At 64.2% G+C, this 23,902-nt stretch carries 29 protein-coding genes and 1 pseudogene; 20 read left to right on the forward strand and 10 right to left on the reverse strand.

What is annotated here, in order from left to right; genetic code table 11:
- Positions 1 to 808, reverse strand: an 808-nt coding sequence (locus RHBS_RS08575) for an ROK family transcriptional regulator (RefSeq protein ID WP_237669104.1), incomplete at its 3' end; no start/stop codon positions are given.
- 148 nt (positions 809 to 956) lie between these two features.
- On the opposite strand from RHBS_RS08575, the gene edd reads away from it, so the two are divergent.
- The 3 genes from edd to RHBS_RS08590 all read left to right on the forward strand — a co-directional run bounded on the left by edd (position 957) and on the right by RHBS_RS08590 (position 3,829).
- Complete coding sequence (edd, locus tag RHBS_RS08580; protein ID WP_128645355.1) at positions 957 to 2,780, forward strand: phosphogluconate dehydratase; 1,824 nt, start codon at positions 957 to 959, stop codon at positions 2,778 to 2,780.
- 32 nt (positions 2,781 to 2,812) lie between these two features.
- Positions 2,813 to 3,430 (forward strand): bifunctional 4-hydroxy-2-oxoglutarate aldolase/2-dehydro-3-deoxy-phosphogluconate aldolase, encoded by a 618-nt coding sequence (gene eda, locus RHBS_RS08585; protein ID WP_121873319.1) that lies wholly within the window; start codon positions 2,813 to 2,815, stop codon positions 3,428 to 3,430.
- Positions 3,431 to 3,514: 84 nt separating this feature from the next.
- A complete protein-coding gene (locus RHBS_RS08590) occupies positions 3,515 to 3,829 on the forward strand; it encodes a CD225/dispanin family protein (protein ID WP_121873318.1) in 315 nt (104 codons plus the stop codon).
- Here RHBS_RS08590 and RHBS_RS08595 read toward each other — a convergent pair.
- Complete coding sequence (locus tag RHBS_RS08595; protein ID WP_128645356.1) at positions 3,790 to 4,704, reverse strand: SDR family NAD(P)-dependent oxidoreductase; 915 nt, start codon at positions 4,702 to 4,704, stop codon at positions 3,790 to 3,792. The genes RHBS_RS08590 and RHBS_RS08595 overlap by 40 nt on opposite strands.
- Before the next feature lie 170 nt (positions 4,705 to 4,874).
- On the opposite strand from RHBS_RS08595, the gene RHBS_RS30355 reads away from it, so the two are divergent.
- The 7 genes from RHBS_RS30355 to RHBS_RS08625 all read left to right on the forward strand — a co-directional run bounded on the left by RHBS_RS30355 (position 4,875) and on the right by RHBS_RS08625 (position 8,158).
- Positions 4,875 to 5,063 (forward strand): hypothetical protein, encoded by a 189-nt coding sequence (locus RHBS_RS30355; protein WP_237669105.1) that lies wholly within the window; start codon positions 4,875 to 4,877, stop codon positions 5,061 to 5,063.
- Positions 5,021 to 5,668: an LLM class F420-dependent oxidoreductase gene (locus tag RHBS_RS08600; protein WP_237669112.1), complete on the forward strand. Its 648-nt coding sequence runs from the start codon at positions 5,021 to 5,023 to the stop codon at positions 5,666 to 5,668. The genes RHBS_RS30355 and RHBS_RS08600 overlap by 43 nt, the downstream gene beginning before the upstream one ends.
- Before the next feature lie 12 nt (positions 5,669 to 5,680).
- Complete coding sequence (ychF, locus tag RHBS_RS08605; protein WP_121873315.1) at positions 5,681 to 6,760, forward strand: redox-regulated ATPase YchF; 1,080 nt, start codon at positions 5,681 to 5,683, stop codon at positions 6,758 to 6,760.
- A 215-nt stretch (positions 6,761 to 6,975) separates the two neighbouring features.
- Positions 6,976 to 7,329, forward strand: a complete 354-nt coding sequence (locus RHBS_RS08610; protein ID WP_128645357.1) for a DUF1801 domain-containing protein — start codon at positions 6,976 to 6,978, stop codon at positions 7,327 to 7,329.
- A gap of 105 nt (positions 7,330 to 7,434) precedes the next feature.
- The gene (locus RHBS_RS08615; protein WP_128645358.1) at positions 7,435 to 7,719 is read left to right on the forward strand and encodes a type II toxin-antitoxin system Phd/YefM family antitoxin; all 285 of its coding nucleotides are present in this window, start codon (positions 7,435 to 7,437) and stop codon (positions 7,717 to 7,719) included.
- A complete protein-coding gene (locus tag RHBS_RS08620; protein ID WP_121873313.1) occupies positions 7,716 to 7,979 on the forward strand; it encodes a type II toxin-antitoxin system RelE/ParE family toxin in 264 nt (87 codons plus the stop codon). The genes RHBS_RS08615 and RHBS_RS08620 overlap by 4 nt, the downstream gene beginning before the upstream one ends.
- A 14-nt stretch (positions 7,980 to 7,993) precedes the next feature.
- The gene (locus RHBS_RS08625) at positions 7,994 to 8,158 is read left to right on the forward strand and encodes a hypothetical protein (protein ID WP_187298424.1); all 165 of its coding nucleotides are present in this window, start codon (positions 7,994 to 7,996) and stop codon (positions 8,156 to 8,158) included.
- Between the two features lie 430 nt (positions 8,159 to 8,588).
- On the opposite strand, the gene RHBS_RS08635 is transcribed toward RHBS_RS08625, so the two are convergent.
- Positions 8,589 to 9,302 (reverse strand): methyltransferase domain-containing protein, encoded by a 714-nt coding sequence (locus RHBS_RS08635; RefSeq protein WP_306303525.1) that lies wholly within the window; start codon positions 9,300 to 9,302, stop codon positions 8,589 to 8,591.
- A gap of 390 nt (positions 9,303 to 9,692) precedes the next feature.
- Between RHBS_RS08635 and RHBS_RS08640 the strand changes: the two genes are divergently transcribed.
- From RHBS_RS08640 to RHBS_RS08650, 3 genes are all read left to right on the forward strand, one after another.
- Positions 9,693 to 9,977, forward strand: coding sequence for a type II toxin-antitoxin system Phd/YefM family antitoxin (locus tag RHBS_RS08640; RefSeq protein ID WP_237669106.1), 285 nt, complete (start codon positions 9,693 to 9,695; stop codon positions 9,975 to 9,977).
- Positions 9,974 to 10,366: a type II toxin-antitoxin system VapC family toxin gene (locus RHBS_RS08645; protein ID WP_128645361.1), complete on the forward strand. Its 393-nt coding sequence runs from the start codon at positions 9,974 to 9,976 to the stop codon at positions 10,364 to 10,366. Before RHBS_RS08640 ends, RHBS_RS08645 begins: the two co-directional genes overlap by 4 nt.
- A gap of 76 nt (positions 10,367 to 10,442) precedes the next feature.
- Entirely contained in the window at positions 10,443 to 11,060 is a 618-nt protein-coding gene (locus RHBS_RS08650; RefSeq protein ID WP_128645362.1) for a class I SAM-dependent methyltransferase, read from the forward strand.
- Positions 11,061 to 11,138: 78 nt separating this feature from the next.
- Here RHBS_RS08650 and RHBS_RS08655 read toward each other — a convergent pair whose 3' ends face one another.
- Both RHBS_RS08655 and RHBS_RS08660 read right to left on the reverse strand, forming a co-directional pair.
- Positions 11,139 to 12,311, reverse strand: coding sequence for a winged helix DNA-binding domain-containing protein (locus RHBS_RS08655; protein ID WP_128645363.1), 1,173 nt, complete (start codon positions 12,309 to 12,311; stop codon positions 11,139 to 11,141).
- Positions 12,312 to 12,315: 4 nt separating this feature from the next.
- Positions 12,316 to 13,152, reverse strand: a complete 837-nt coding sequence (locus RHBS_RS08660; protein ID WP_237669107.1) for a metallophosphoesterase — start codon at positions 13,150 to 13,152, stop codon at positions 12,316 to 12,318.
- Between the two features lie 133 nt (positions 13,153 to 13,285).
- Between RHBS_RS08660 and RHBS_RS08665 the strand changes: the two genes are divergently transcribed.
- Positions 13,286 to 13,609 (forward strand): hypothetical protein, encoded by a 324-nt coding sequence (locus RHBS_RS08665; RefSeq protein ID WP_128645364.1) that lies wholly within the window; start codon positions 13,286 to 13,288, stop codon positions 13,607 to 13,609.
- Between the two features lie 446 nt (positions 13,610 to 14,055).
- Positions 14,056 to 14,265, forward strand: coding sequence for a hypothetical protein (locus RHBS_RS30360; protein WP_237669108.1), 210 nt, complete (start codon positions 14,056 to 14,058; stop codon positions 14,263 to 14,265).
- A gap of 5 nt (positions 14,266 to 14,270) precedes the next feature.
- Here the strand turns inward: RHBS_RS30360 and RHBS_RS08675 are convergent, their stop codons facing one another.
- Positions 14,271 to 15,230 carry an SDR family NAD(P)-dependent oxidoreductase gene (locus RHBS_RS08675; protein WP_128645365.1) on the reverse strand — a complete coding sequence of 320 codons (960 nt, stop codon included), beginning with the start codon at positions 15,228 to 15,230 and terminating at the stop codon, positions 14,271 to 14,273.
- Between the two features lie 71 nt (positions 15,231 to 15,301).
- Between RHBS_RS08675 and RHBS_RS08680 the strand changes: the two genes are divergently transcribed.
- From RHBS_RS08680 to RHBS_RS08695, 4 genes are all read left to right on the forward strand, one after another.
- Positions 15,302 to 17,215: an alpha-amylase family protein gene (locus RHBS_RS08680; protein WP_128645366.1), complete on the forward strand. Its 1,914-nt coding sequence runs from the start codon at positions 15,302 to 15,304 to the stop codon at positions 17,213 to 17,215.
- A 74-nt stretch (positions 17,216 to 17,289) separates the two neighbouring features.
- Entirely contained in the window at positions 17,290 to 18,246 is a 957-nt protein-coding gene (locus tag RHBS_RS08685; protein WP_128645367.1) for an alpha/beta hydrolase family protein, read from the forward strand.
- Positions 18,247 to 18,263: 17 nt separating this feature from the next.
- Complete coding sequence (locus RHBS_RS08690) at positions 18,264 to 18,623, forward strand: VOC family protein (protein ID WP_121873304.1); 360 nt, start codon at positions 18,264 to 18,266, stop codon at positions 18,621 to 18,623.
- A gap of 7 nt (positions 18,624 to 18,630) precedes the next feature.
- Positions 18,631 to 19,104, forward strand: a complete 474-nt coding sequence (locus RHBS_RS08695) for an SRPBCC family protein (RefSeq protein WP_128645368.1) — start codon at positions 18,631 to 18,633, stop codon at positions 19,102 to 19,104.
- Here RHBS_RS08695 and RHBS_RS08700 read toward each other — a convergent pair.
- From RHBS_RS08700 to RHBS_RS30370, 3 genes and pseudogenes are all read right to left on the reverse strand, one after another.
- A pseudogene (locus tag RHBS_RS08700) lies at positions 19,070 to 19,950 on the reverse strand (PE-PPE domain-containing protein). The gene RHBS_RS08695 and the pseudogene RHBS_RS08700 overlap by 35 nt on opposite strands.
- Positions 19,951 to 20,025: 75 nt before the next feature.
- A complete protein-coding gene (locus tag RHBS_RS30365) occupies positions 20,026 to 20,472 on the reverse strand; it encodes a WS/DGAT domain-containing protein (protein WP_374700558.1) in 447 nt (148 codons plus the stop codon).
- Positions 20,473 to 20,759: 287 nt separating this feature from the next.
- Entirely contained in the window at positions 20,760 to 21,317 is a 558-nt protein-coding gene (locus tag RHBS_RS30370; RefSeq protein ID WP_237669110.1) for a hypothetical protein, read from the reverse strand.
- 267 nt (positions 21,318 to 21,584) lie between these two features.
- Here RHBS_RS30370 and RHBS_RS08710 point away from each other — a divergent pair, with 267 nt between their 5' ends.
- A complete protein-coding gene (locus tag RHBS_RS08710; protein ID WP_128645369.1) occupies positions 21,585 to 22,937 on the forward strand; it encodes a sialidase family protein in 1,353 nt (450 codons plus the stop codon).
- A 57-nt stretch (positions 22,938 to 22,994) separates the two neighbouring features.
- Here the strand turns inward: RHBS_RS08710 and RHBS_RS08715 are convergent, their stop codons facing one another.
- Positions 22,995 to 23,591, reverse strand: a complete 597-nt coding sequence (locus tag RHBS_RS08715) for a hypothetical protein (RefSeq protein ID WP_237669111.1) — start codon at positions 23,589 to 23,591, stop codon at positions 22,995 to 22,997.
- Positions 23,592 to 23,902: the final 311 nt, after the last annotated feature.

Here is a 23,902-nt window from a genome sequence, read left to right on the forward strand (position 1 = left end):
CGCGCACCAGTGCCCAGCCACCTGCGATGGCTTCGAGGCAGCCGCTGTCGCCGCATCGGCAGGCGACCCCTGCGGCGGCTGCGGTCTTTGTGTGGCCGAATTCTCCTGCGGCTCCGAGTGATCCACGTTGCAGCGCACCGCCTGCCACGATCCCGGCACCGAGACCCGTCGAGGCCTTGACCAACAGGGCGTTCTGGAAGCGATCTCTGTTGTCCCGACGTTCGGCGAGGACCATCGCGTTGGCGTCGTTGTCGAGAAACACCGGAGCCGACGTGGTGTCTGCGAAGAACGGTGCCAGCGGCACCCCGTCCCAGCCGTGCATGATCGGCGAGTCGAGGCTGCACCCTCGGTCGGTGTCGGCGGTGCCGGGGATGGACAGCCCGACCCCGAGGATGCGGTGTCCGGTTCGGTGCGACTCGTCGAGAAGTGCCTGCAGTCGTTTGGTGATCTGCGGCATCAGCTCGTCCGGGCCGACGCCGATCTCCTGGTCGACGGTGTCACTCGCGAGCAATTCGCCGCCGAGGGTGAAGACACCCAGTTGGGACCGGCTACGTCCGATCGCGGCGGCGAGCACGACTCCGGCGTCGATGTCGAAGGACAGTCTCGCCGGGGGCCTGCCGCCGGTCGAGTGCGTGTCCTCGGTTTCGATGACCAAGCCGAGGCCGGTGAGTGCGGCGACGCGGGAGGCGACGGCCGACCGCGACAGTCCGGTGATCCGGCCCAACTCGGCACGGGTGTCTGCTTCTCCGTCGCGAACCAGAGCGAAAACCTCACCTGCCGTCGCAGGTGGAGCGCTCAGGCGCGGCATCGACATAGACGCCATTCAACCAACTGGCAACTTTTACGGCAACAGCCTAAGAAGTCCCACTTATGACTTCGAAAAACATAAGTTGGGTTGTCGATCGACCAAAGCGGCCTTAAGGTGAGTGATGAGAGACCGAACATCGGAGATACTCATGGACACACTTCACCCGGTCCTGCGGCAGGTCACCGACCGCATCGCAGACCGTAGCCAGTCCGCTCGCGCCGCCTACCTCGCTCGAATCGCCGCCGCAGGGGATCGAGGCCCGGCCCGCGGTCGCCTCGCCTGCGCCAACATCGCCCACGGCTTCGCTGCCTCCGGCAAGGCCGACAAGCAAGCGCTCCGCGGCATGGTCAAGCCCAACATCGCCATCGTCTCGGCGTACAACGACATGCTCTCGGCGCACAAGCCGTTCGAGAACTACCCCGCCGTGCTGAAGAAGTCCGTCATCGATGCCGGTGGCATCGCGCAGTTCGCCGGGGGAGTCCCCGCCATGTGCGACGGCATCACCCAGGGCCGCGACGGCATGCAGCTCTCGCTCTTCAGTCGGGACATCATCGCGATGTCGACCGCAATTGCCCTGTCCCACGACATGTTCGACGCGACCCTGATGCTCGGGGTGTGCGACAAGATCGTTCCCGGAATGCTCATCGGAGCACTGAGTTTCGGCCACCTGCCTGCGGTGTTCGTGCCCGCGGGGCCGATGACGTCCGGACTTCCCAACGGAGAGAAGGCAAAAGCGCGCCAGCTCTACGCCGAGGGCAAGGTGGGCCGCGAGGCTCTGCTCGACGCCGAGGCCGCGTCGTATCACGGCAGTGGTACCTGCACGTTCTTCGGAACGGCCAATTCCAATCAGCTGCTGATGGAGGTCATGGGTCTGCACCTGCCGGGGTCGTCGTTCGTCAACCCTGGAACCGCGATGCGCGACGCGTTGACGCGCGAGGCCGCCCACGTCGTCACCGGTCTGACGTCGCTCGGTGACAATTACACGCCGGTGGGGGAGGTCGTGGACGTCAAGTCCATCGTCAACGGCTGCGTCGCACTGCTGGCCACCGGCGGCTCGACCAACCACACGATGCACCTCGTCGCCATCGCGAAGGCCGCCGGAATCACGTTGACCTGGCAGGACCTGTCCGATCTGTCGGCCGTCGTGCCGCTGATGGCCCGGATCTACCCGAACGGCAAGGCCGACGTGAATCATTTCCACGCGGCCGGTGGACTCGGGTTCGTCATCGGATCACTGCTCGACGCCGGGTTGATGCACGAGGATGTGAAAACCGTTGCCGGGCAGGGGCTGCGGAGGTATACGCAGGAGCCGAAGCTCGACGGCGACGGGGTGATGTGGCAGGACGGTACTCGGATGAGCCACGACGACACCGTGTTACGTGGCGCGAACGAGCCGTTCAGCGCCGACGGCGGACTGAAGATGCTGACCGGTCCGATCGGAAAATGCGTCATCAAGACTTCTGCATTGGCACCCGAACACCGTGTGGTCACCGGACCGGCGCGAGTCTTCGACGACCAAGCCGACTTCCTCGAGGCATTCGACGCAGGGCTTCTCGACGGCGACTTCGTTGCCGTGCTGCGCTATCAGGGCCCGAAGGCCAACGGTATGCCCGAGTTACACAAGCTGACCCCGGCTCTCGGAATTCTGCAGGACAAGGGGCGGTCCGTCGCACTGATCACCGACGGCCGGATGTCCGGTGCCTCCGGCAAAGTTGCTGCGGCAATTCACCTCACGCCCGAGGCCGCGAGCGGGGGTCCGATTGCGAAAATTCTCGACGGTGACATGATCACCCTCGATTCCCTCGATGGCACATTGTCGATCGACGTACCGCTCGACGAGTTCGAGGCTCGACCGGTCACCGGCCGAGTCCTGGACAAGGACGAGTGGTCCAGCACCGGTCGAGACCTGTTCTCGGGGATGCGTGCGCTCGTCGGCCCTGCCGACGAGGGCGCGATGTTCGTGATGCGTTGACCCGAGAACCCGATTCGACAGAAAGTAGGACCGTGACTGCATCCCTGCTCGACCGCGTGCCCGTCATCCCCGTCGTCGTCATCGAGAACATCGATCATGCTGTTCCGATCGCTCGTGCTCTGGTGCAGGGCGGAGTGCCCGTCATCGAGCTGACCCTGCGCACTCCGGTGGCACTCGACGCCATCGAGCGCATCGCAGGGGAAGTCCCCGAAATCCTCGTCGGCGCAGGCACGATCATCACTCCCGGCCAGGCCAAGCAGGCCGCCGACGCGGGTGCTCAGTTCCTGGTCTCGCCCGGTTGCACACCGTCCCTGACGAAGGCCATGCGAGATACCGGGCTACCGCATCTGCCCGGTGCCGCAACGGTATCCGAGGTGCTCACTCTGCTCGAAGCCGGCTACACCCAGCTCAAGTTCTTCCCGGCCGAGGCATCCGGTGGCGCGAACTTCTTGAAGTCGATCCATTCGCCGATCCCGGCCGCACGCTTCTGCCCGACGGGTGGCATCTCCACCGCGAATGCGTCGGCCTACCTAGCGCTGCCGAACGTCGGGTGTGTCGGGGGATCGTGGCTCACTCCGGCCGCGGCTGTCGCAGAACAAGATTGGGATGCGATCGTCGCCCTTGCGGCAGCCACGGCCGAACTGGTCTGAGATTCCCCCTCCTCCGATGGAACCAGACGTGACGGTGCGGCGTCCTACTGGTTGTCCGTCATCGAACAATCGGGGGAAGTTTTCATGTCAGGTCCGTACGAGCAACCGTTCCCAGCAGCACAGCCGTTTCCAGGAGCACAGTCGTATTCGCAGCCAGCTGCTCTGCCGTCCTCCAATGCAGGCTGGGCCGTCGTGGCCATCATCTTCTTCTGGCCGCTGGCCATTCCGGCGTTCAACCACGCGCTGAAGGTGCACCCACTGTGGATGATGGGAGACGTTCAGGGAGCACAGTATTCGTCGACTCGCGCCGCGTTCTTCGGGAAGCTGTCGCTGATCATTTTCGGTGCCTTCATCGTTCTCTACCTTGCGTTCATCGGCTTGGTCGTCTCGACCATGTGACGGGTCGACGGCGGATCACTGCTCACCCGCGGGTGACCGAGATGCCGCCGTCGACATAGAGGGTCGTTCCGTGGATCATCGCGGCGTTGGCCTCGTCGCCACCGAAGCTGTGAGTTTCGCAGCGGCGGCGAGGCCGGTGAGCTACCAGCGGATGGGCCCATCGACGTCGATGAAGTCCCGGATGCCGATCGAGCAGGGAGTGTCGCTGCGGCCAGGACCACGAGCGCGGCCTGTTCCGCTGTCGTCGTTGCCTGATCGCGGTTGACCGGTGTCAGGTCGGTCTGGACGAAACCTGGACACACCGAGGTGACGACGATCCCAGTGTTGGCCAACGACTTCGACAGGCTGATGGTCACGCTGTTGAGTGCGGCCTTCGACGCCTGATAGGCAGGCACCACCATCGAGTAGTAGGGCGAGGTTGGATCGGCCTGTTCGGCCAGCGAGCCCATTCTGGTCGTGACATTGACGATGCGACCGGCCTGGCTTTCGCGAAGCCACGGCAGAAACGCTTCGATTACGTTCAGCGGTCCGACGACGTTGGTTGCGAACGTGTCCGATGCGACCATTGGATCGACAATGGACGCGCCTTGGGCCGTTGCTTCCGGAAGAATTCCAGCATTGTTGACCAAGACATCGACATGACCGACGCTGTGGGCAATGAAATTGGCGGCCGCTGAAATACTGTGTTGAGATGTGACATCAAGGGTTGTGCCGAAAGCATCAATACCATTGTCCCTCAGTTTCTTTACTGAAGTGTCGACTTTCGATTGAGATCGTCCGGTCACGACAACAGTGAAGCCCTCGCGTCCGAGAGCTTCGGCGCTCGCCGCGCCGATCCCGCGCGTACTTCCCGTGATCACAGCAACTTTCGACATGATGATTGCTCCTGACTGCCTTGGTGAATTCGACGTCGGTTGTCGTCGCGATTTCAGGTTGTCAGTTCAACACTGGTGAATCTGGCGGGAATGAGACGTCTAACTTGTGGCACATCTGGCAGCCGTGCGGTCTTGACCTGAACAACGCTCGAGGTTTTAGCGTCGTAGCCATGGACACACTCGGTCTCGGCACAATCGGCATTTCCATCGACGTATCGCCGTCGTACCTCGACGATGCACGCGCGTTGGAATCACTCGGATTCACCTCGTTCTGGCTGCCGGGCGGCAGATCGATCGGCTCGGCAGGCTCGCCGATCTGGTTCATGCGACCGAGACCGCCACCGTCGTTCCAGGCATAGTGCCGGTCGGCGTGTTCTCGACAGCCCAGACCGGTGAACTGTTCGACGAGCTTTCGGCCACCGGTCGATTCGTCCTCGGCCTGGGCGGACCGCCGAGCGCTCGACCTCTGGCCGGGCTGAGGAAGTACCTCGACGAGCTCGAGGTGCCCACCGATCACCTTCTGCTCGCGGCGCTCGGTCCGAAGAAATTGGAGATGGCGCGAGAACGCGCTGCCGGAGCAATCGGGCTATTGGTGACGCCGGACTGGACGGCGCAGGCGCGCGGTGCACTCGGTGAGTCGACGCTGGTGGTCGACCAGTTCGTCGTGGTCGAGTCCGATCCGGCTCGAGCGCGCGCTGAAGCGCGGGAGCCACTGAGCTTTCTCGCGACGGTCCCTGGCTATCGGCAGAACTTCCTGCGGATGGGCTTCACCGAGGCCGATGTCGACGAGCTCAGCGACCGACTGGTCGACGCCCTGTTCGTGTGGGGGAGCATCGACGACATTGCCGAGCGGGTGGCCGCCCACCGCGCTGCCGGCGCAGATCACGTGGTTCTGGCTCCGCTGGGTGCGTCGAGTATCGACGCTGGCCGGGCACTGTCCGAGCTGGTGGTGTCGTCAAAGTAGACTCCATAGACCGTGAGCCTCACCCTCGGAATCGTCGGACTGCCCAACGTCGGCAAGTCCACCCTCTTCAATGCACTGACCAACAACGATGTGCTGGCCGCGAACTATCCGTTCGCCACCATCGAGCCCAACGTCGGTGTGGTCGCGCTGCCGGATCCCCGGCTCGAGAAGCTGGCCGAGGTGTTCGGTTCGGAGAAGCTCGTGCCCGCGCTGGTGTCGTTCGTCGACATCGCCGGCATCGTCAAAGGCGCGTCCGAGGGCGCAGGGCTGGGCAACAAGTTCCTCGCCAACATTCGTGAGGCCGACGCCATCTGCCAGGTCGTTCGTGTCTTCGCCGACGACGACGTGGTGCACGTCGACGGTCGCGTCGACCCGACCGCAGACATCGAGGTCATCGAAACCGAACTCGCGATCGCCGATCTGCAGACCCTCGAGAAGGCCATCCCGCGCCTCGAGAAAGAGGTGCGGATCAAGAAGGATCGCAAGCCTGCACTCGACGCAGCGCTGGCAGCGCAGGCTGTACTGAACGACGGCAAGACGCTGTTCTCGGCCAAGGCGAAGCTGGACTTCGAGCTGCTCGGTGAATTCCAGCTGCTCACCACCAAGCCGTTCCTCTACGTCTTCAACGCCGACGAGTCGGTGCTCACCGACGACGCGAAGATCGGTGAACTCGCGCGCCTCGTCGCGCCCGCCGATGCCGTGTTCCTCGACGCGAAGATCGAGTCGGAACTGCTCGAACTCGACAAGGAGTCGGCAGCGGAACTGCTCGAATCGGTCGGACAGACCGAGCCCGGCCTGGACGCTCTCGCCCGCGCCGGCTTCCACACTCTCGGCCTGCAGACCTACCTCACCGCTGGCCCGAAAGAGGCCCGCGCGTGGACAATTCATCGAGGTGACACCGCACCCCAGGCGGCGGGCGTCATTCACACCGACTTCGAGCGCGGGTTCATCAAGGCCGAAATCGTCTCCTTCGACGACCTCATCGCCGCGGGTTCCATGGCCTCGGCCAAGGCTGCAGGCAAAGTGCGCATCGAGGGCAAGGAATACATCATGTCCGACGGCGATGTGGTGGAGTTCCGCTTCAACGTCTAGTCGACGAATCCGCAGAATCGGTGGCGCAGTACCACCGAGTATCAGATATTCTTACCGCGGTGGTTTTCGCCACCGACTGCGCTTCCACGTGGCAACCACGTGAATCATCGAGGAGAGGCCTGACCAGCTCAGGACATGTCCGGATGGGGTGCGGCGCAGGAATGCGCCATCTTCATTCCGCCGATGCCCGACATCGGTTGACGAAAGGACATGACATGTCGTCGAAGGACGAGAAGAACCTGACTCAGGTGATCGAGAAGATCTCGAAGATGGACGAACCGCGGCGTTCGGTCATGCAGCGTGTACACGACATCATCGTGTCCGCGGCCCCCACATTGAAGCCGCGGATCTGGTACGGAATGCCCGCCTATGCGAAGTCGGCGAGTACGCCGGCGCTTGTGACACTGCGCAACGACGATCGATTGAATCTGGCGATCACCGAGAAGGTGGCCTTCCGCGCTGCCGGTGGCACGGACGGGGAGTTGATGCCGGCGGCGTGGTTTTTCGAGACCGTGGACGAGGAAACGGCGCATCGAATCGCCGAGATCGTCCGTTCGGTGGTCGACTGAGCGCGTTCGGTCGACCGCGGGCCCCGGCGGGACAACGAGGCTCGCCATGACGGAAGCCCCAGCAGGACCGGGGTGTCCACGGTTCTTCGCGCTAGAATTCTGTACATGACGACCCTGCCGCTTGCCGAAGTTCGAGCAAACTTGTCGAAACTCGTCGACGAGACTGTCCGTACTCATCAGCGGATCGAAGTCACCCGGCAGGGTCGTCGTGCGGTGGTCATGCTCAGCGCGGACGACTACGACTCGATCATGGAGACGCTCGAAATCCTCGGTGATCAGTCGTTGATGGCAGAAATCAGGGACGCCGAGGCGGCGGAGGATCGAGGCGAGGTCTACTCCCTCGACGACGTCACTGCCGAGATGCGTGAGCGTGGTCGGCTTCCGAAGTGAGCTATGCGATCGAACTGACCGCCGCGGCTCGCAAGGCGCTCACCGACCAGTTACCCGAATCAATCGCCGTCGCCTGCTGGGAATTCATTCGTGGTCCGCTGGCGGAGAATCCGTACCGAGTCGGGAAGCCGCTTCGAGATCGACTGGAAGGTAAGTTTTCGGCTCGGCGCGGTGAGTTCCGTGTCGTCTACCAAATCTATGAAGATCGAATTGTCGTGCGAGTGATCGCAATTGCTCATCGTCGGGACGTCTATCGGTAGCTTCCCCAGTGATCATGGACGACAACACCCCGTGGCTCTGGTTCGGTGAAGGCCCCACCAAGGCATGGCAGGAAGCCGTCGACGCAGGCCGGATTCTGCACACGCAGTACTTCCACGACGGTGAACCTGTCGACGAGGTGACATCTCCGGCTGCCCGCGCGTGGGCCGCGGGCCGCTAGGCCTTCTGACGCCACCGTTTGCCCACGGATTGTTCAGATGTCCACCTGTGGTGGTGGGCAGATGAATAATTCGTAGGCAAGAACCTCGGATTGCAGCTGCGGAGTGCGAAGACCTCCGACCTCGGGACCACCTCATTCGAGCCGGAGCAGCCCCGCGGTGGTCTCTCTGAATCCACATCCGGCAGAGTAGAACTCGCGCAGGTGCGGTTCGTAGTCCACGTGTACCCATTCGATCCCTGACCCTCGCAGATCCGCGACGATGCGTGCTACGAGGGTCGTTCCGATGCCGCGCCCACCCACGATTTACTGTGCGTGTCCAATCGGGCCCGCCACGGAGTGGGTTCGTACTCCCCGCCGAACGCCCTGTGATGGAGTGACGACAACTCTGCGTCGTCGACGGAAAAATTGACCCGGTAGTCGAAAGATGCGCTCACCGATGGATCCATTCCTCTGGGTGGTTCTCACTTCGATCGACTGACTGGGTCGGCCCCCGACTGCAGACCAGCATCTCATCTGCACCCCGCTGAAACTCGTAGTCCACCTTCACGATCCGGCAGTCGATCCCGCAATCTGCGAGATTCTCGAGTAGTTCGCCGAGATGTGGATACGGTGTTGACTCGCCGACGGCGACCAGAGGGAAGATACGCACCTCACTGCGGCTGACGCGGGCCAGTTCGGTGATGGAGTCGATGTGGAACTGGTGATCGAAAACATCGGAGTAGCTGAACAACAGATGGGAACTGAGCACGAGGTCGAAGCTGTCATCGCCGAACGGCAGTGAAGGGAGCCTGCCCGGAACGTACTGCTCTGGATGATCGTTGATATCCGTTGCGAACCGGCCTGCCGCATCTTCTCGGATCCGTTCGTGGTGATCCGGGTCGGCGAAGTATGTCCATGTGTAATCGTGACGGTGGGTGTGGACGAAGGCGTTGCCTCGCCCCGCCTCGTTGATCGCGATAGCGGCGAGGTCGGCAGGGGTGGCATCGAAATAGGCGCTGTCGCACGCTGTGGCTTTGCCGCCGAGTCCGTTCACTTCACCGGTGAAAGATGCTGCACCGCTCGGGCAATCGAGGATTCGACTGTTCAGGTCATCCTCGGTGAGTGAGAACATTGCTCGATACTCCGCGAGCGATCGAGAGCTCACGAGTATCTCGCCCAGTCTCGGAGCGGGTCGGTTGAGCTCGTTTTCGTCGTACAAGGTGGTCGGCCTCCTCGGTAGGCAGCCGCCTGAACGTGAAACCCGTGTGAGATTCCGCGAAGGGAGTTGTCAGGCCGCACGACAGGCGGCCGAATGCACAATTTTGCAAGCCGCTGTTAGAGCGGCCACCAGAACTGCGCACGGGTCATCACGCGGTCAGTAAAGCACATCGCTGATCACGTGCAACCCTCGTTTGTCGGTCGAGGACAGTTTCCGAACGTCGAATCGCGATGGGAGAGCTGGAGTCCGGAAGACCGGACAGGCAGCCGTCAGACGGCTTGCTGCAGAAACCTCACCTGCAATTGGCGGAACGCGAATCCTCGCGCGCAGTAGCACATGAAGTGCTACTTTGGTGCGATGGAGCGAATCGGCATCAGGGAGTTACGGCAACACGCCAGCCGCTACCTGGCGCGGGTGAAGGCCGGCGAAACCGTCGAGGTCACCGATCGTGGCAAGCTCGTGGCGCTGCTCGTGCCACCCGACCCTGGTCGCACCGCTGTCGATCGCCTCGTTGCCGAAGGGCGATTGACGGCCGCAACTCTTCCGGTTCGGTTTCCCGAACGAGTGCGCGCAGAAGTATCCACAGAATCGATGCTCGACGAGATCCGTGACGATCGGTGATCTACCTCGATTCGTCGGCTGTGCTCAAGCTCATCTTCGACGAGGCCGAAAGTGACGTCCTAGAGACCTGGCTGACAGAGCGAGCGGGAGTGCCTTGGGTCAGTAGCGAACTGGCCAAAATCGAAGTCGTGCGCGCAACGCGTCGATACGCACCGGGCTCTGTGCCCACTGCTCGGGCAGTTGTAGCGCAGATGAATCTGGTCTCCATCGATTCGAGTGCAACCGACCTGGCCGCCGATGTCGGTGACCCGATGCTGCGCACCCTCGATGCGATCCATCTGGCCAGCGCACTGTCGGTTCGAGACGATCTCACGGCGTTCGTCGCCTATGACCTCAGGCTGGCGGCGGCCGCAGAGGCGCACGGCTTGACCGTCGATGCGCCTGGCTGACGCCACCGCCCGGGCCGTTGTCAGCCCGGGCAATCGAAGTTGGCTACGCTCCGAATCAGACGATAGGAGAACGTAGATGGGTCTGCAGGAACTCGAAGCGTTGGTAAACCAGACAGCCACTGCTGGAGAACCTTTCGAGCGTGGAGCCGATGAGGCAGAGCAAGCATATTTGTCCTCGCTCGCGGCACGGCCGAGTACGAAGCTGATCTGTGAGGTCGGCTTCAATGCCGGCTTCTCGAGCTGGGCGTTCCTCGACGCCTCGCCTGACTTGACCGTCGTGTCCTTCGACCTTGCCGCCTACGCCTACAGCGACGCCGCGAAAGCCCATATCGACGAACACTTTCCGGGCCGCCACACCCTGATCCAGGGTGATTCGCACACCACCATCGCGGCCTATGCGAAGGGCCATCCGGACATGCGGTTCGACGTCATTTTCATCGACGGGGACCACTCGGCGGAGGGTGCGCGCGCAGACCTCGACGATCTGCGCACGCTCGCTACCGCAGAATCGATCGTGATCATGGACGACATCACCCCGTGGCTCTGGTTCGGTGAAGGCCCGACTCAGGCCTGGCAGGAAGCCGTCGACGCAGGCCGGATCCTGCACACGCAGTACTTTCGTGACGGTGAACCTGTCGATGAGGTGACACCTCCGGCCGAACGAGCCTGGGCCGAGGGTCGCTACCGGTTCTGACGCCACCGTTTGCCCACAGATTGTTCATCTGTCCAACTGTGACGGTGGGCAGATGAATAATTCGTAGGCAAGTGTCGGCTACTTCTTTCCCCGCAGCTTCTTCTCCATCGGCGTCGGGAAGGACGGGACCACTGGGGTGCCGTCGAGAAGGGTGGTGAGCCGTTCGGCCTCGGCTGCAACTGTTTTCGACACCGTCGATCCGACGTCCTCCAGGAATTCGGTCACCACTTCTCCGGACCCGGTCACCGCCCAACCGCCGACGATGCGGCCTCCGGACCAGATGGTTGGGCCGATGTTGCCGAAGGTGTCGAACAGCGGAGCCTTGTGCTCACCCAGGTACCAGGCGCGGTGTTTCCATCCCATCGGCGTGGGATCGAGTGCTGGCAGCAGCATAATGCTCGTGCCGGCAGGTTTGTCGAAGGTAGTGCCGGACAACATGATTCCATCGCCCTCGGCCAGTTCGACCGCTACTGTGTCCAGGCCCGAGACTGCTCCGCGAGTCTGCGTCTTGTTCCAGCCCGTCCACCACTGCAGGTCGTCGAGGGTCGCAGGTCCAAACACCTCGAGCCAGCGTCGAGCCAAGTCCGCCCTGGCCTCGGTCTCGTCCAAGACGGCAATCCCGTCCGGCCACCAGTGATCGATCGGTGCCCATGCGTGCCGTCGCGATGTCCACGAGCCCCGCGGTTCGACGCGCACCAATCTGCCCTCGGCGGCCATCATCACCAGTACCTCCGAGGTGACGTACCGCTTGACGTCGTACACCTTGTCGGTAGTCGGCAGCAGCGCAGTCTTGAGGCCGGGCACGGCGGCGGAGAGCTCGGCTCCGGTCGCGGTCCCCATCGATCGCAACGCCGATTCTGTTTCGGCTTCGGTTGCAGCGAGCCAGGATTCGACGTCGGCGATCACCGGTTCGGTGGGCAGCGTCGAGACTTGTTTGACCAACCGCGCTCGCATAGCGCGCGCAACCCCGAGACTCGCGGCAGCATGAATCATCGGGACGTCGCCGTGTGCTACGACGAACATGGTGCGCCGCATCGCCATCAGACGGACCAGGCTCCTGTGTTCGTACATCGCATCACGAATATCGGACAGTCCCAGCGATCGAGCACGTGCCAACACCGAGAGGTACACCGTCGCCGGGTCGGTGGCATGCAATGCGAGCAGTGACGACACCACAGCTTCGGTGGTCGACGCGCGGGCGAAGTGCTGCGCGACGAGCCGGTGTCGGCGCTGGGCATCGGTGATCTTCACGCGATCAGTCTGACGGGAAGTGCGGCCCAGGGCCGACATAACCGGTGAGAAGGGCGTCGGCGATGTCCTTCATCCCGTGCGCGCGGGCATCTTCTGCCGCACCCACGTGGTCGTACTCGACCAGCTCGAACGAGACCGTCCAGCTGTCTCGATCGTGGTCGTCGAGTACCGCGTACCGCGCATGCGGAGACCCGGATTCCATGACGTGCGGGTATGGCTGATCGTCGTCGTACGCGGGCGCGCCGACGCTCCCCGGATTGACCACGAGTGTGCCGCTGGGGAGAGTCCACTGTCGCTGCAAGTGGGTGTGCCCGCAGGCGATGACAGCTCTGTCGGTGAAATCTGCTGCCCGGTGGAGAATTTCGGCATCGGTTGCCTCGCGAGAGCCGTTGGCGTCCACCGAATGCAGGAAGTACTGCTGATCATCGGTGGGTGTTCCGTGCACTGCGAGGATTCCGCCATCCAGCTCGAGTGAGAACGGCAGCGTGCCCAGCCACCGTCGATGCCTGTCGTCGAGTCGATCATGGGCATGCCGATCCCAACTACCCATGGAATCGGGATGTTGCTCGAGCAGATAGCGATCGTGATTTCCGGCGATAGTGGGGAAGTCCAACGCCATCAGTCGATCCGCAGTTCGCCGCGGATGCAGGCCGCCGGACAACAGATCGCCGAGATTGACCACAGAGTCGACGCGATGGCGTTCGAGGTCGTCGAGGACGGCGTCGAGCGCCGCAATGTTGCCGTGAATATCGGCGATGAGAGCGATCCGCACATCGACAGCGTGGCAGCGTCGGCACTGCACCGCAACATCGAATTCGAGCAGCTCTGGAGAAGCCTGCACTCTTCTACGCTTCGGCTCTGCAGGCCTCCGACGAGGCCCTCGGCATGACGACCGAAGTCTGCACCTGTCCCCTGGCGTACTGCTGCTCGGCCTGCGAGACTGCGCTGACGGGAATCGGAAGGGAGACGGACACATGTCGCTTGCAGTATGTGCCCTCACGTTCGCTGTTCTGTTCCACATCGTGGCCGCTCGAATTGCAGCTCGTGAGAACTTCGGCCGTACGTTGCCCACTGTGAACGGTTCGTATCCGGTCAGACCTGCCCGACGCGCCCGACGTGCCCAGACCGCGGGATGGTTACTGAGTATTTTCGGTGCGCTACAGCTCGGCAACTATTTCTGGCTGACCGAGCCGTGGCTGGCCATGGGGATCGTGGTGGCGGTTCTCTTGTCGGTCAACGGCCTTCCGAGTCTGCTGGTGACCGTGCTGCACAACGGCAGTCTGCGAACACAACCGTAGGACCAGGACGGTTCCGACGTGTGCATCTGCGATCGTCGTCCCGTATCGAGGGCCGATGTGCTCGATACGCGAAAGCATCTCGGCCACATGCTTCTTGTCCTATAGCGTCGAGAGATGGCAGTCGACTTTTCGTGGTCTCAGTTCCTCTGGATAGTCTTCGTTTTCGTAGGCGTGCCGTCGACGTTCTGGGCCCTTGTTCTCTGGGCTGTGTTCTCGAAGCGTCGGGAAAGAACGGGCACCGGCCCGCTCGGCTTGTGGGCCACCGGATCTTTAGCGGTCGCTTCGGGTTTCGTCGCGTGTGCAGGGTGGCTCAGCTGGTCTGCCGACTACCGGGGCGAGTTCCGCGGACCCGGGCTCCCGGCACCGACCGAGTTCCCGTCCTGGCAAGTGGCCGCGTGCGGCGCGACGGTCGTGTTGCTGTGCCTGCTGGCCGCGCACCTGTCGCGATGGGGCGAAGACCGGGGGGACACGTCGCTGCGTTGGGCACGACGGCAGGGTTCTCGACGGCGTTCTGCGTAGAAGCGAGTACCGATATCACCGGGCAGTCGGGTGTCGGTGTCATTCTGTGCATGATGGGCTTCGGCACCGGTTTGACCCTGCTGATGCTCGTGCGGAATTCGGTCGGTGGGCTGAAACGGCCCGCACGGGAGAAGTGACGCCGTCAGATCTCGATCCCCGTCGCCTCGACCACGCTGGCCCACAATGCATCTCGCACGCGTGGTGAATCGCCCCGCCACGACGGGTAGTGGGTCGGACGCGGAGCCCTGTCGTGCCAGAACGTGCCGGTACTGGTCAATGCCTGGTCGGATGCGACGAGCCAGACGATGGTGTCGGCCCCGTCGTGTGCGTTGCGCAGAATCGGCTTCATCACCGAACCGAACAGGGGCATCGAGCCGGTGACTCCGGGCGTCGCCGCCCAACCGGGGTGCATGCTGTGGACGACCGGATCGTCTTCGAGCGAAAAGCGTTCGGCCAGTTGCTCGGCCAGCACCACCTGCATGCGCTTGGTGCGGGCGTAGGCCGTCATACCGGAGTACTTGCCGTTCTCGTACTCGAAGTCGGACGTCTGCAGCGGCACCGCATACATGCCGCCGCTCGAGACGAACACGACCCGCGATCCGGCGTCGAACAGCTCCCGCAGACCGACCGTCAACGCGACCGGCCCGAGAACGTGGGTTGCGAAAGCGGATTCGTGCCCCTGCGCGGACAGCTGCCGTCCGTCCGGCATGACCCCGGCGCAGTGCACGAGAGCGTGCACCGCGGTGAGCTCGGACGCCAGAGCCGCGATCAATTCGGCCACGGAGTCGAGATTGCTGATATCGCACTCGCGCACCACGAGGGAGGCGTCGGGCACCTCGGCTCGGATGGCGGCGGCCGCTGACTCCAGCCGATCGGCCGACCTGCCGACCAGGTGCACCCGTGCCCCCAACCTGGCGAGTTCCTTCGCGGTGGCTGCGCCCAACCCGGACGACGCGCCGGTCACCACCATGTCGATGGGGGAAGGGAACGGTGTCGGATCCGCGGCCCAGAATCGCCGACGAACCGTGGCACCGATGCGGGAGTATCCGGGAACGACTGCTCTGTCGAGGATCGTGTCCAGTGTGCGGGTCAGCAATGACATGCCGCTCTCATACCCCGCGGTAACCGGATGTATGCGCGCCCGTACGCAGGGGTCGATGCCAGAATGAGTCCATGGTTCACCCCGCCGTCTCCGACGTCACCCGCGAGATCCTCGCCGAGCTTCCCGCCCACCGATGCGAGACGTTCGAGTTACGTCTCGAGCAGTGGTTTCCCGATCTGCACGACGCGGTCACGGCCGTCTACCCCGATCCCGACGCCGTGGCGGCCACCCTGGTGGAGATCGCCGCGCGCGCCTACGCCGCCCGCCCCGAGGATCTGCACCGGCTCGATCAGCGTCGTCTGCTCGAACCGGACTGGTTTCAGCAGCCGGACATGTTCGGCTATGCCTGTTACGTCGATCGGTACGGACGGACGCTGCGTGGGGTAGGCGAGCGGCTCGACCATCTGACCGATCTGGGTGTCACCTACCTGCACCTGATGCCGCTGCTGCAACCGCGGCCCGGCGACAACGACGGCGGATACGCGGTGATGGATTACCGCGCGGTTCGAGAAGACCTCGGCACCAACGAGGACCTGCGGGCGCTCGCGGAGACGCTGCGTGGACGCGGCATCAGTCTCGTGGTCGATCTGGTACTCAATCACGTTGCGCGCGAGCATGAATGGGCCGAGAAGGCACGTGCAGGTGATCCGACGTATCGAGACTACTTCCTGATCTATCCCGATCGCACCACCCCGGACTCGTACGAGCGCACTCTCCCCGAGGTGTTTCCCGACTTCGCGCCCGGCAGCTTCACCTTCGACGACACCCTCGGCGAGTGGGTGTGGACGACGTTCAACGAATGGCAGTGGGATCTGAACTGGGCCAATCCTGCTGTGCTGCAGGAGTTCGCGAGCATCGTGCTGCACCTGGCCAACCTCGGGGTCGAAGTGTTGCGCCTCGATGCGATCGCGTTTCTGTGGAAGCGGCTGGGAACCAACTGCCAGAATCAACCCGAGGTGCATGCGGTCACCCAGGCCCTGCGCGCCACCGCGCGACTCGCTGCTCCGGCCACGCTGTTCAAGGCCGAGGCGATCGTCGGGCCCCGCGATCTGCTGCCGTACCTGGGTCAGGGGCGGCACACCGGACGGGTCTCGGACATTGCGTACCACAACTCGCTGATGGTGCAGGTGTGGTCGATGTTGGCAACGGGCAGTACGGCTTTGGCGCGGCATGCACTGGCGTCGTTGCCCCCGACGCCGCCGAGTGGCACCTGGGTGACCTACGTTCGTTGCCACGACGACATCGGCTGGGCCATCGACGACGGCGACGCGTCGTCCCTCGGACTCTCGGGCGCAGGGCATCGCCATTTTCTGGCCGACTGGTACTCGGGCGAATTCGACGGCTCCTGGGCCGAAGGCCTGGTGTTCCAGTTCAACCCGGACACCGGCGATCGTCGGATCAGCGGTACCGCAGCCGCGCTGACCGGTCTGGGCACATCCCGCCTGGATCCCGACGGCGCGTTCGGGCGAATCTTTTTGGCGCACGCGATCATTGCCGGCTGGGGCGGAATTCCGGTCGTGTGGAGCGGCGACGAGCTCGGCTCCCCGGGAGATCCGAACTGGGCCGACGAACCAGCTCATGCCGAGGACAACCGGTGGGTGCATCGGCCGCGTGTGACCGACGCCGATCGCGCCGGCCGATTCCGGCAGGGGAGCGACGCGCAGCGGGTGTTCGACGGTATCGCTCGGATCGCGAAGGTGCGCGCCGGACTTCCGATGTTGCACGCCGAGGCACCGGTGGACGTGCAGAGCGAGTCGGACGACGGTCTGCTCGTGGTGCGCAGGCGGCATCCGAGCGGCACTCTGGTCGCCCTCTACAACGTCACCGCCGAACATCGGTCGTTCCCGCACGCGCAGCTGATCGAACTCGGAATTCCGGCCCCGGTCGAGGTTCTCTCGCAGCACGATCTGCAGGTCGACGACACCGGTTCGGTGTGGTTGCCGCCGTATGCGGCGTGGTGGATCGTCGACAACCCGCTGCGCTAGAAGAGGCGCTGCCGTGACCGGGCTGTTACCCTCCCCGAGACGGTCGGCTGGATACGAACAAGGGGACAATCTTCATGCTGCATGGTCGGATACGAAGTCTGGTGCTCGCTGTAGTGGCGGTATTGGTCGCCACGATGGCAACGGTGCTGATGGGGACCGGTGTGGCGAAGGCCGACTCCGAGCTCGTCTACGTCTACTCGCCGTCGATGGACAAGAACATTCCGGTCAAGGTGCTCAAGGCTGCCGGCGGCGGCCCCGCACCCACCCTGTATCTGCTCGACGGCCTGCGCGCGCCCGAGAACGACAACGGCTGGCTCATCGAGACCGACGTCGAGAGCTTCTTCGCCGACAAGCACGTCAACGTGGCCATCCCGTTCGGCGGCGGCGGCACCTTCTACTCCGACTGGCAGCGGGACGACCCCAAGCTCGGACGCGTGAAGTGGGAAACCTTCCTCACCCAGGAGCTGCCTCCGTTCATGGCGGATCGCTTCGGTAGCGACAACGTCAACAACGCGGTGGCCGGACTGTCGATGAGCGGAACCTCGGCTCTGAACCTGGCTGCGCATCACCCCGATTTCTACAAGGCCGTCGCGTCGTTCAGCGGCTACCCGACCGCCAGCAGCCCCGGATTCGCGCAGGGCATCGCCGTCGCCGTCGGCGAGATGGGCGGCAACGCTCGCAACATGTGGGGCACCTGGCCGTCTGCGGACTGGATCCGCAACGATCCGTCCCTCAATGTCGGTGCGCTGCGCAACACGGCAGTCTTCGTCTCCTCGGGGAGCGGCTCACCGGCTACGGACCCTGTGTTCAACCCGGCCAGCAGCAGCTTCGACCCCGTCAGGTTCGCGCAGATGGTGCCGCTCGAGACGGCCGCCGGCATGAGCAGTCGCGCATTCGTTCCGTTGCTGCAGGCCGTAGGCGGTCGACCCAACGTCAAGATCACCAGTACCGGTGTGCACTGGTGGAACCACTGGGAGCAGCACCTGCACGATGCGTGGTTCGAGACCATTGCCCCTGCTGTCGGTGGCTGACCGCTAGTCTGACCGCCATGACCCGACCGACCATCACCGTCGACTACACCGTCCTCGACTGCCCGGATCCCGCCGCGCTCGGCCGTTTCTACAGCACGATCCTCGGATGGGAGCAGGTTCGCGACGACGGGGACTGGGTGGTGGTTCACGGTCCGGGCGAACTGCGGCTCGCCTTCCAGAAGGCACCGGACTTCACCCCCATCGACTGGCCGAACGAGGGCATCAAGATCCACCTCGACCTGGTGGTCGACGACATGGAACAGGCCAGGGACTTCGTCGTCGACGCCGGGGCCGAACTCATCGACCACGCGCAACCCTCGTTCTGGGTGTTCCGCGATCCGGCCGGGCACATCTTCTGCCTCTGCAAGAGGGACTGATTTCGCAATGGCCGGCGAACCCGCGCCCGTCCTCGTCGAACGCTCGGCCGTGGTTCGGGCCGACGCCGCATCCGTCCACGCTCTGATCGACGACTTCCATCAGTGGGTGAAGTGGTCGCCCTACGAGGGAGTCGACCCCGACCTGAAGCGCACCTACACCGGTCCCGACGCCGGAGTGGGTGCCTCGTACGCGTGGTCGGGTAACCGCAAGGCCGGCGCGGGGACGATGACCATCACCGAGTCGATTCCCCAACGACGAATCGTGCTCGACCTCGCGTTCACCAAGCCGTTCGAGAATCGGAACGTCACGACGTTCCTGCTCGAGCCTGTCGCCGACGGAACCCGAGTGACCTGGCGAATGTCGGGAAAGCAGAACAAGCTGTTCGCTCTGATCGGAAAAGTGTTCTCGATGGACAAGCTCGTCGGACCGGATTTCGAGAAGGGGCTCAGGCAACTCGCGACTGTGGCCGAGAAGGGCTGAGTCGGTTCTCCCGCCGATCCGCCTGCTCACCGAGCCAACGGGCGAGAACCTGGCAGCCCGTGAGGCCATCTGCGTAATCTTCCCGCGCGTACGCGATGTGCCGGCCACCGCCTGGATTCGACCACTCGAATCGCCGCCAGCGCATCGACTGCGGCAGATAGCCGGCCAATTCGGCGGCCGCGGTGCGAAGGCGTCGAACATCCTTCGCCCACTGGGAGGGTCGAAGGCGGGTTCGGGTCGCATTCTGGAAGCTGTTGCTGCGCAGTAGGTTCCACAGCTCGCGCAGCCAGGTCTTCGGGGTACGAAACGACATCCATCGGGTCAGGTCGGCAACGTCGCGGATGAGGCTGTCGTCGCTGGCATTGCAGATCATGTCCGAGGCGAGGCCGATCCACTGGACCGGAATCGACTCGGGCATAGCCGGACCTGCACCGGCGACGCCACGTCCGGTGCATCCGTCGATGGCACCTACCGGCTGCTGCGGATCCGATATCAGACCGGCGGCAACGATGCGGCTGCCGTCGATCGTTCCGTCGTGCACCAGACCGAGAACCTCGCGTACGACGGTCGCTCCCTGGGAGTATCCGATCAGGGCGATCGGTCCGGTGGTGCCCTCGATGGCGCGGCGTAGCGTCGGACACCGAGATCTGCGCTGTGCCGGAAGCACAGTCCGCCGAGCGCGACCGGACCGTACGACGCCGGATAGCCGACCCATCGGCCGACGAAGCGGTCGTCTAGCTCGCCGACGACGCAGGCCAGCAGGCCGGTCACCCGCGTCCGGTGGTCGGACGGATGTGATTCTCCGGTACCTCCGACGGCGAGTACGGTGACCTTTTCCTGGCTCATGGCTGTCAGTCTGGTGGGGGAACCTGAGCCCGATGCCCGACAAATGCTGAGAACTGTCTGGCAGTTCGGTCCCAGTCAGGCCAGAGCGTGGCGTACGTCGTCGAGTGCGTCGCGAAGCAGTGCCTCGTACAGATCCGGGTCGGGCACGGCCGCGCTGTTGGACGTGATGCCGACGGTGACGGTATCGCCGATGCCGTGGACTCCGTGGGTCAGGCTCATGGCGGGGGACAGGGCCGGGAAGCCTGCGGTGAATCGGACGGAGCCGCCGCCGAGCGTGAGGTCTGCGGCGCCGCGCGAGACGCTGGACACGACGGTGTTCCCGGTGACCGTCGGAGGGGCTGCAGTCGGATCGAACTGCGCGACGCCCCATTCGGCGAGAAATGCAGGCACGTGTGCTTCGACGGCGTCCTGTGATGCGCGGGCGGCCTCCGAGAGTGGATGATTCGCGCGGGCACGGCGCGCGGCCAGCTCGGCCGAGACGAGTCGACTGCGAGTGCGGATGTCCGGTTCGGCGGGAAACAGTCCGACGCCGACGTTGCCGAAATTGTTTCGCGCGTCGCTCGTGCGTCCCTCGCCAGCGTGACCTCGGCGGCCAGATCAGGACCATCGCCGAGAAGCCGTTGCAGAGCAACGGATACCGCAGTCAGTACGAAGGTGGTGATGGTGGTACCGCCGGACTGCAGGTGGGATTTCGGAAGCACGATGGTCCGCACGGACGTTCGGCCGGTGGGCGGCACGTCGAGGGCGGTAAGAGCGCGCGAGTGTGCGGGCGGGGGGAATCTCACCCGAGTCGGTGCCTCGTCCGAGGCTCAGTGCGTCGCGTCGGGCACGGAGCTGCCGCGAACCATCTGTGCCAGTCGAAGCGGGACAGTCGCAGCGGCAACGATTGTGGATGCCGCCTCGAACACCGCGGGAGGCTCCGTGCAGGCGGAGGCCGGTGGGAGGGGATGCGTGCCGAACAGGTCGCGGGCAGTGCGGGCGGACAGAGTTCCGTCGGCCGCTGCGTGCGAAAGCTGCAGCACGGCAACGAGGGCCGTGCCGCCGGGTGCGTCGGCGATGTTCGGATACAGGTGCAGGTGCCACACGGACAGTCGGGGGTCGACCTGACGGGTGAACGATGCAGCGATCGCATCGAGGCATTCGGACCAGGTGCTCGTGGTCCGGTGGACGGAGATCGCGTCGGAGCGCGGACCCGCCTCGGTCCAGCGGGGATAGTCGAGTCCGCAGGCGACATCGGTGATATGTCGCCGCAGAACCTCGATGCGGCCGCTGCGCTCGTACAGTCGTGCCACCACGGTGTCGAGGTCCTCGGATCCACTGTCGAAGCAGTACAGCAGAAATTGGTCGCTCGGAATCTTGGACGCCATCCAGTACGCGCGCGCGTCGGCCGGATGCAGGCGCGTCCATCCGGGGCGGCTGTGGTCGGCTCGAGCGCGGGACACACGACGAGCTAGGTGTCCCGATGGGAACCGGGATTTTACGTACTGACCGGTTCTGTTCTGTGAACTGTCACCAGGACGGGCCGAGGACTTCTTCGGTGGCCTGGAGGTCTACCGGCAGCATCGGCGCTAGCCTGATCCAATGCATCGACCAGCACTGTGGCCGCGACGCCGCGGCACCTCATGGCGGGTGTCGTGACGCCCAGAGTTGCCTCGGGCTATCGGGCAGGACTGCGTTCCTCGACCAACGCCGCCGCCTCGGCCGACTTCGTCACCGACATCTCCTACACCGAGTACGGCTCCGCGGCCTGCACCCTCGGGGTCGCGTCGGACAACACCGTCTTCGTCGCGCCCGCGTTCACCGTCGACGGTATCGGCGTACTACGCTCGTCCGACTTCGGAAAGTCATGGCGTGCATCGGTTCCCGAGGGAGTTCAACAGAGTCGGAATCGACCCTATCTGTACTTCGACGATGTCGACGAGCGACTGTTTCTGCATGCCGGACGATTCGACGCGGTGCCGCCCCACCCGCTGCGAACGGGCTTCACTCTCGGAGTCAGTGACGATCGGGGCGAAACCTGGCGCACTCGAAAAGTGGCATCGAAAGCCAGGATGGACGCCAAAGTATTTGCCGGACCGAGCAATTCACGAGTGGGAAGGGTTACGTACCTCTCCGCGCCCACGCCGTTCGCGGTACGGGTGCGGCCCCTGATCAACGTCACCCGCCAGGTCATCTGGCGGTCCTTCGACGGCGGTGTGAAGTGGGAGGTGGCCGGTGGTTTCGACATCGATTCGAAGAACATCCCCGGGTTGCCGAGTCGGGAGTACGTTGCGTTCGGCAAAGGTGTCGTCGGTCCGGACGGCACGGTCTACATCGGTGGCCGTTACGGTCGACGGTTCGCGGTGGCGGTCAGTCGCGACGAAGGCCTGACGTGGGACGTTCGGATGGTCCCGGGGTCTGCGCTGGCGAAGTATCACAATGCACTGCATTTCCTGCTGCTCGGTTCGCGTTACCTTCTGCCGGAGTCGATGGCCGTCGACGACGACGGAAACGTGTACGCGGTGTGGCCGGACCGCGACGGGTTGCTGCATGCAGCCTGGTCCTCGGACGGTGCGGTGAGTTGGTCGAGGCCGGTGGTGGTGTCGGCGCCAGGAGTGCGCGACGCCCGCTTCGGCGCGATCACCGCGACCGGATCCGGGCGGGTGGGTATCGCCTACTACGGACGCGAGAAGGGTCGTGCGTTCCACGGCTTCATCGCGCAGTGCCGCGACTTCCGTACCGGCGGCCCGGTGTTCGTCGGTGGTAAATACAACGAACCCGATGCACCGCTGTTTCCCTATGGGTTCTGCAGTGTCATACCGGGTTTCGGGTTGGGGCGCTCACTCAACGAGATAGTTCGCGTGCATTTCGCCCCCAACGGTGACCTCGTGACCGGGGCTGCGATGCAGATGCGGGGAAGGAACAGGCAACGGCCATGGGCGGCGCGCTCGGAACACACCGAGATGCAGGCGGTCCTGGGAAGGCTGGGCCGAATCGTCAGGGTGTAGTAGCCGAAAGGCCCTGCAGCGGTGCGCTGCAGGGCCCTTCGTGGTCTTGCGGAATCTCTAGGCGACGTTGATCATGCCGACGGTGGGGAAGAAGAAGCAGCTCTTGTCCGAACCGTCGAGGGCCTTGTGGTTCACGGTACCGAACACCGCGGCGAGCACGGTTCCCGATCCGGTTTCGACGGGTACGGCGCGGGCACCGGCGGCAGGCAGCGAGTCGATCGCTCCGATGACGAACGGCCGAACGATGTCCTTCGCGGCATCGGGCACGCCGGAATTGGCGAGGATCGAATCAGCGAGAGTGGTTGCCAAGCCGCCGAAGTCGGCAAAACCGCCCTGCAGGGTGTTGACGTTGAACCAGGCGACCTGCATGCCGGTCTTGTCTACAGAATCGTTCACGATTCCGGCCGGGACGAACGCGAACATCGTCTCGCCCTTGTCGACGGCATTGAGCTCGGGGATCTCGATGGACGGCAGGAACGGCAAGGTGGGGATGGCCGGCGCGGTCAGCTGAGGCCACGGTCCGGCCGCTCCGCCCGCCACGCCCGGAACGATGCCGAGGGGCGAGCCCGCCGTTGCGGCGCAGTTGATCGCTGCCGTGGGGTAGAAGAACGGCGTGATGCCGAAGTCGGTGAGGGCCTTGTTGGCCGCGTTCAATGCGGCGAACGGATCGACGCTCGCGTCCTCGGCGACCGGGGTGCGTGAGTCGGCGATCGCGGTTGCGGCGTCCAGTGAGGCACCACCCTGTCCCTGCAGGTGCGGCGATCGCCTGCGCCAGCGGATCGGCCGGCGCCGGATCCGCTGCAGCAGTGGCGGGGACGAGCGAGCAATGGCCGCGCAGGGAGAGCGCGAGCGCGCCCGCCAAACGGCTGAGGCGACGAGACATGTGTGACTCCTGTGACTGATGTGGCTTATGTTGCGTGTGCGCTGATATCACCACACATCATCTGGGCGTCACAAGTTCCGAC

It is taken from the genome of Rhodococcus sp. BS-15, from assembly GCF_000813105.1.
GTDB lineage: Bacteria > Actinomycetota > Actinomycetes > Mycobacteriales > Mycobacteriaceae > Rhodococcoides.

What these genes read in the sequence shown, in the direction of transcription:
- edd (WP_128645355.1), top strand. Translation starts at nt 957, where the DNA reads ATGGACACACTTCACCCGGTCCTGCGGCAGGTCACCGACCGCATCGCA.
- RHBS_RS08590 (WP_121873318.1), top strand. Translation starts at nt 3,515, where the DNA reads ATGTCAGGTCCGTACGAGCAACCGTTCCCAGCAGCACAGCCGTTTCCA.
- RHBS_RS08595 (WP_128645356.1), bottom strand. Translation starts at nt 4,704, where the DNA reads ATGTCGAAAGTTGCTGTGATCACGGGAAGTACGCGCGGGATCGGCGCG.
- RHBS_RS30355 (WP_237669105.1), top strand. Translation starts at nt 4,875, where the DNA reads ATGGACACACTCGGTCTCGGCACAATCGGCATTTCCATCGACGTATCG.
- RHBS_RS08610 (WP_128645357.1), top strand. Translation starts at nt 6,976, where the DNA reads ATGTCGTCGAAGGACGAGAAGAACCTGACTCAGGTGATCGAGAAGATC.
- RHBS_RS08615 (WP_128645358.1), top strand. Translation starts at nt 7,435, where the DNA reads ATGACGACCCTGCCGCTTGCCGAAGTTCGAGCAAACTTGTCGAAACTC.
- RHBS_RS08625 (WP_187298424.1), top strand. Translation starts at nt 7,994, where the DNA reads ATGGACGACAACACCCCGTGGCTCTGGTTCGGTGAAGGCCCCACCAAG.
- RHBS_RS08640 (WP_237669106.1), top strand. Translation starts at nt 9,693, where the DNA reads ATGAAGTGCTACTTTGGTGCGATGGAGCGAATCGGCATCAGGGAGTTA.
- RHBS_RS08650 (WP_128645362.1), top strand. Translation starts at nt 10,443, where the DNA reads ATGGGTCTGCAGGAACTCGAAGCGTTGGTAAACCAGACAGCCACTGCT.
- RHBS_RS08665 (WP_128645364.1), top strand. Translation starts at nt 13,286, where the DNA reads ATGTCGCTTGCAGTATGTGCCCTCACGTTCGCTGTTCTGTTCCACATC.
- RHBS_RS30360 (WP_237669108.1), top strand. Translation starts at nt 14,056, where the DNA reads ATGGGGCGAAGACCGGGGGGACACGTCGCTGCGTTGGGCACGACGGCA.
- RHBS_RS08675 (WP_128645365.1), bottom strand. Translation starts at nt 15,230, where the DNA reads ATGTCATTGCTGACCCGCACACTGGACACGATCCTCGACAGAGCAGTC.
- RHBS_RS08680 (WP_128645366.1), top strand. Translation starts at nt 15,302, where the DNA reads ATGGTTCACCCCGCCGTCTCCGACGTCACCCGCGAGATCCTCGCCGAG.
- RHBS_RS08685 (WP_128645367.1), top strand. Translation starts at nt 17,290, where the DNA reads ATGCTGCATGGTCGGATACGAAGTCTGGTGCTCGCTGTAGTGGCGGTA.
- RHBS_RS08690 (WP_121873304.1), top strand. Translation starts at nt 18,264, where the DNA reads ATGACCCGACCGACCATCACCGTCGACTACACCGTCCTCGACTGCCCG.
- RHBS_RS08695 (WP_128645368.1), top strand. Translation starts at nt 18,631, where the DNA reads ATGGCCGGCGAACCCGCGCCCGTCCTCGTCGAACGCTCGGCCGTGGTT.
- RHBS_RS30370 (WP_237669110.1), bottom strand. Translation starts at nt 21,317, where the DNA reads ATGGCGTCCAAGATTCCGAGCGACCAATTTCTGCTGTACTGCTTCGAC.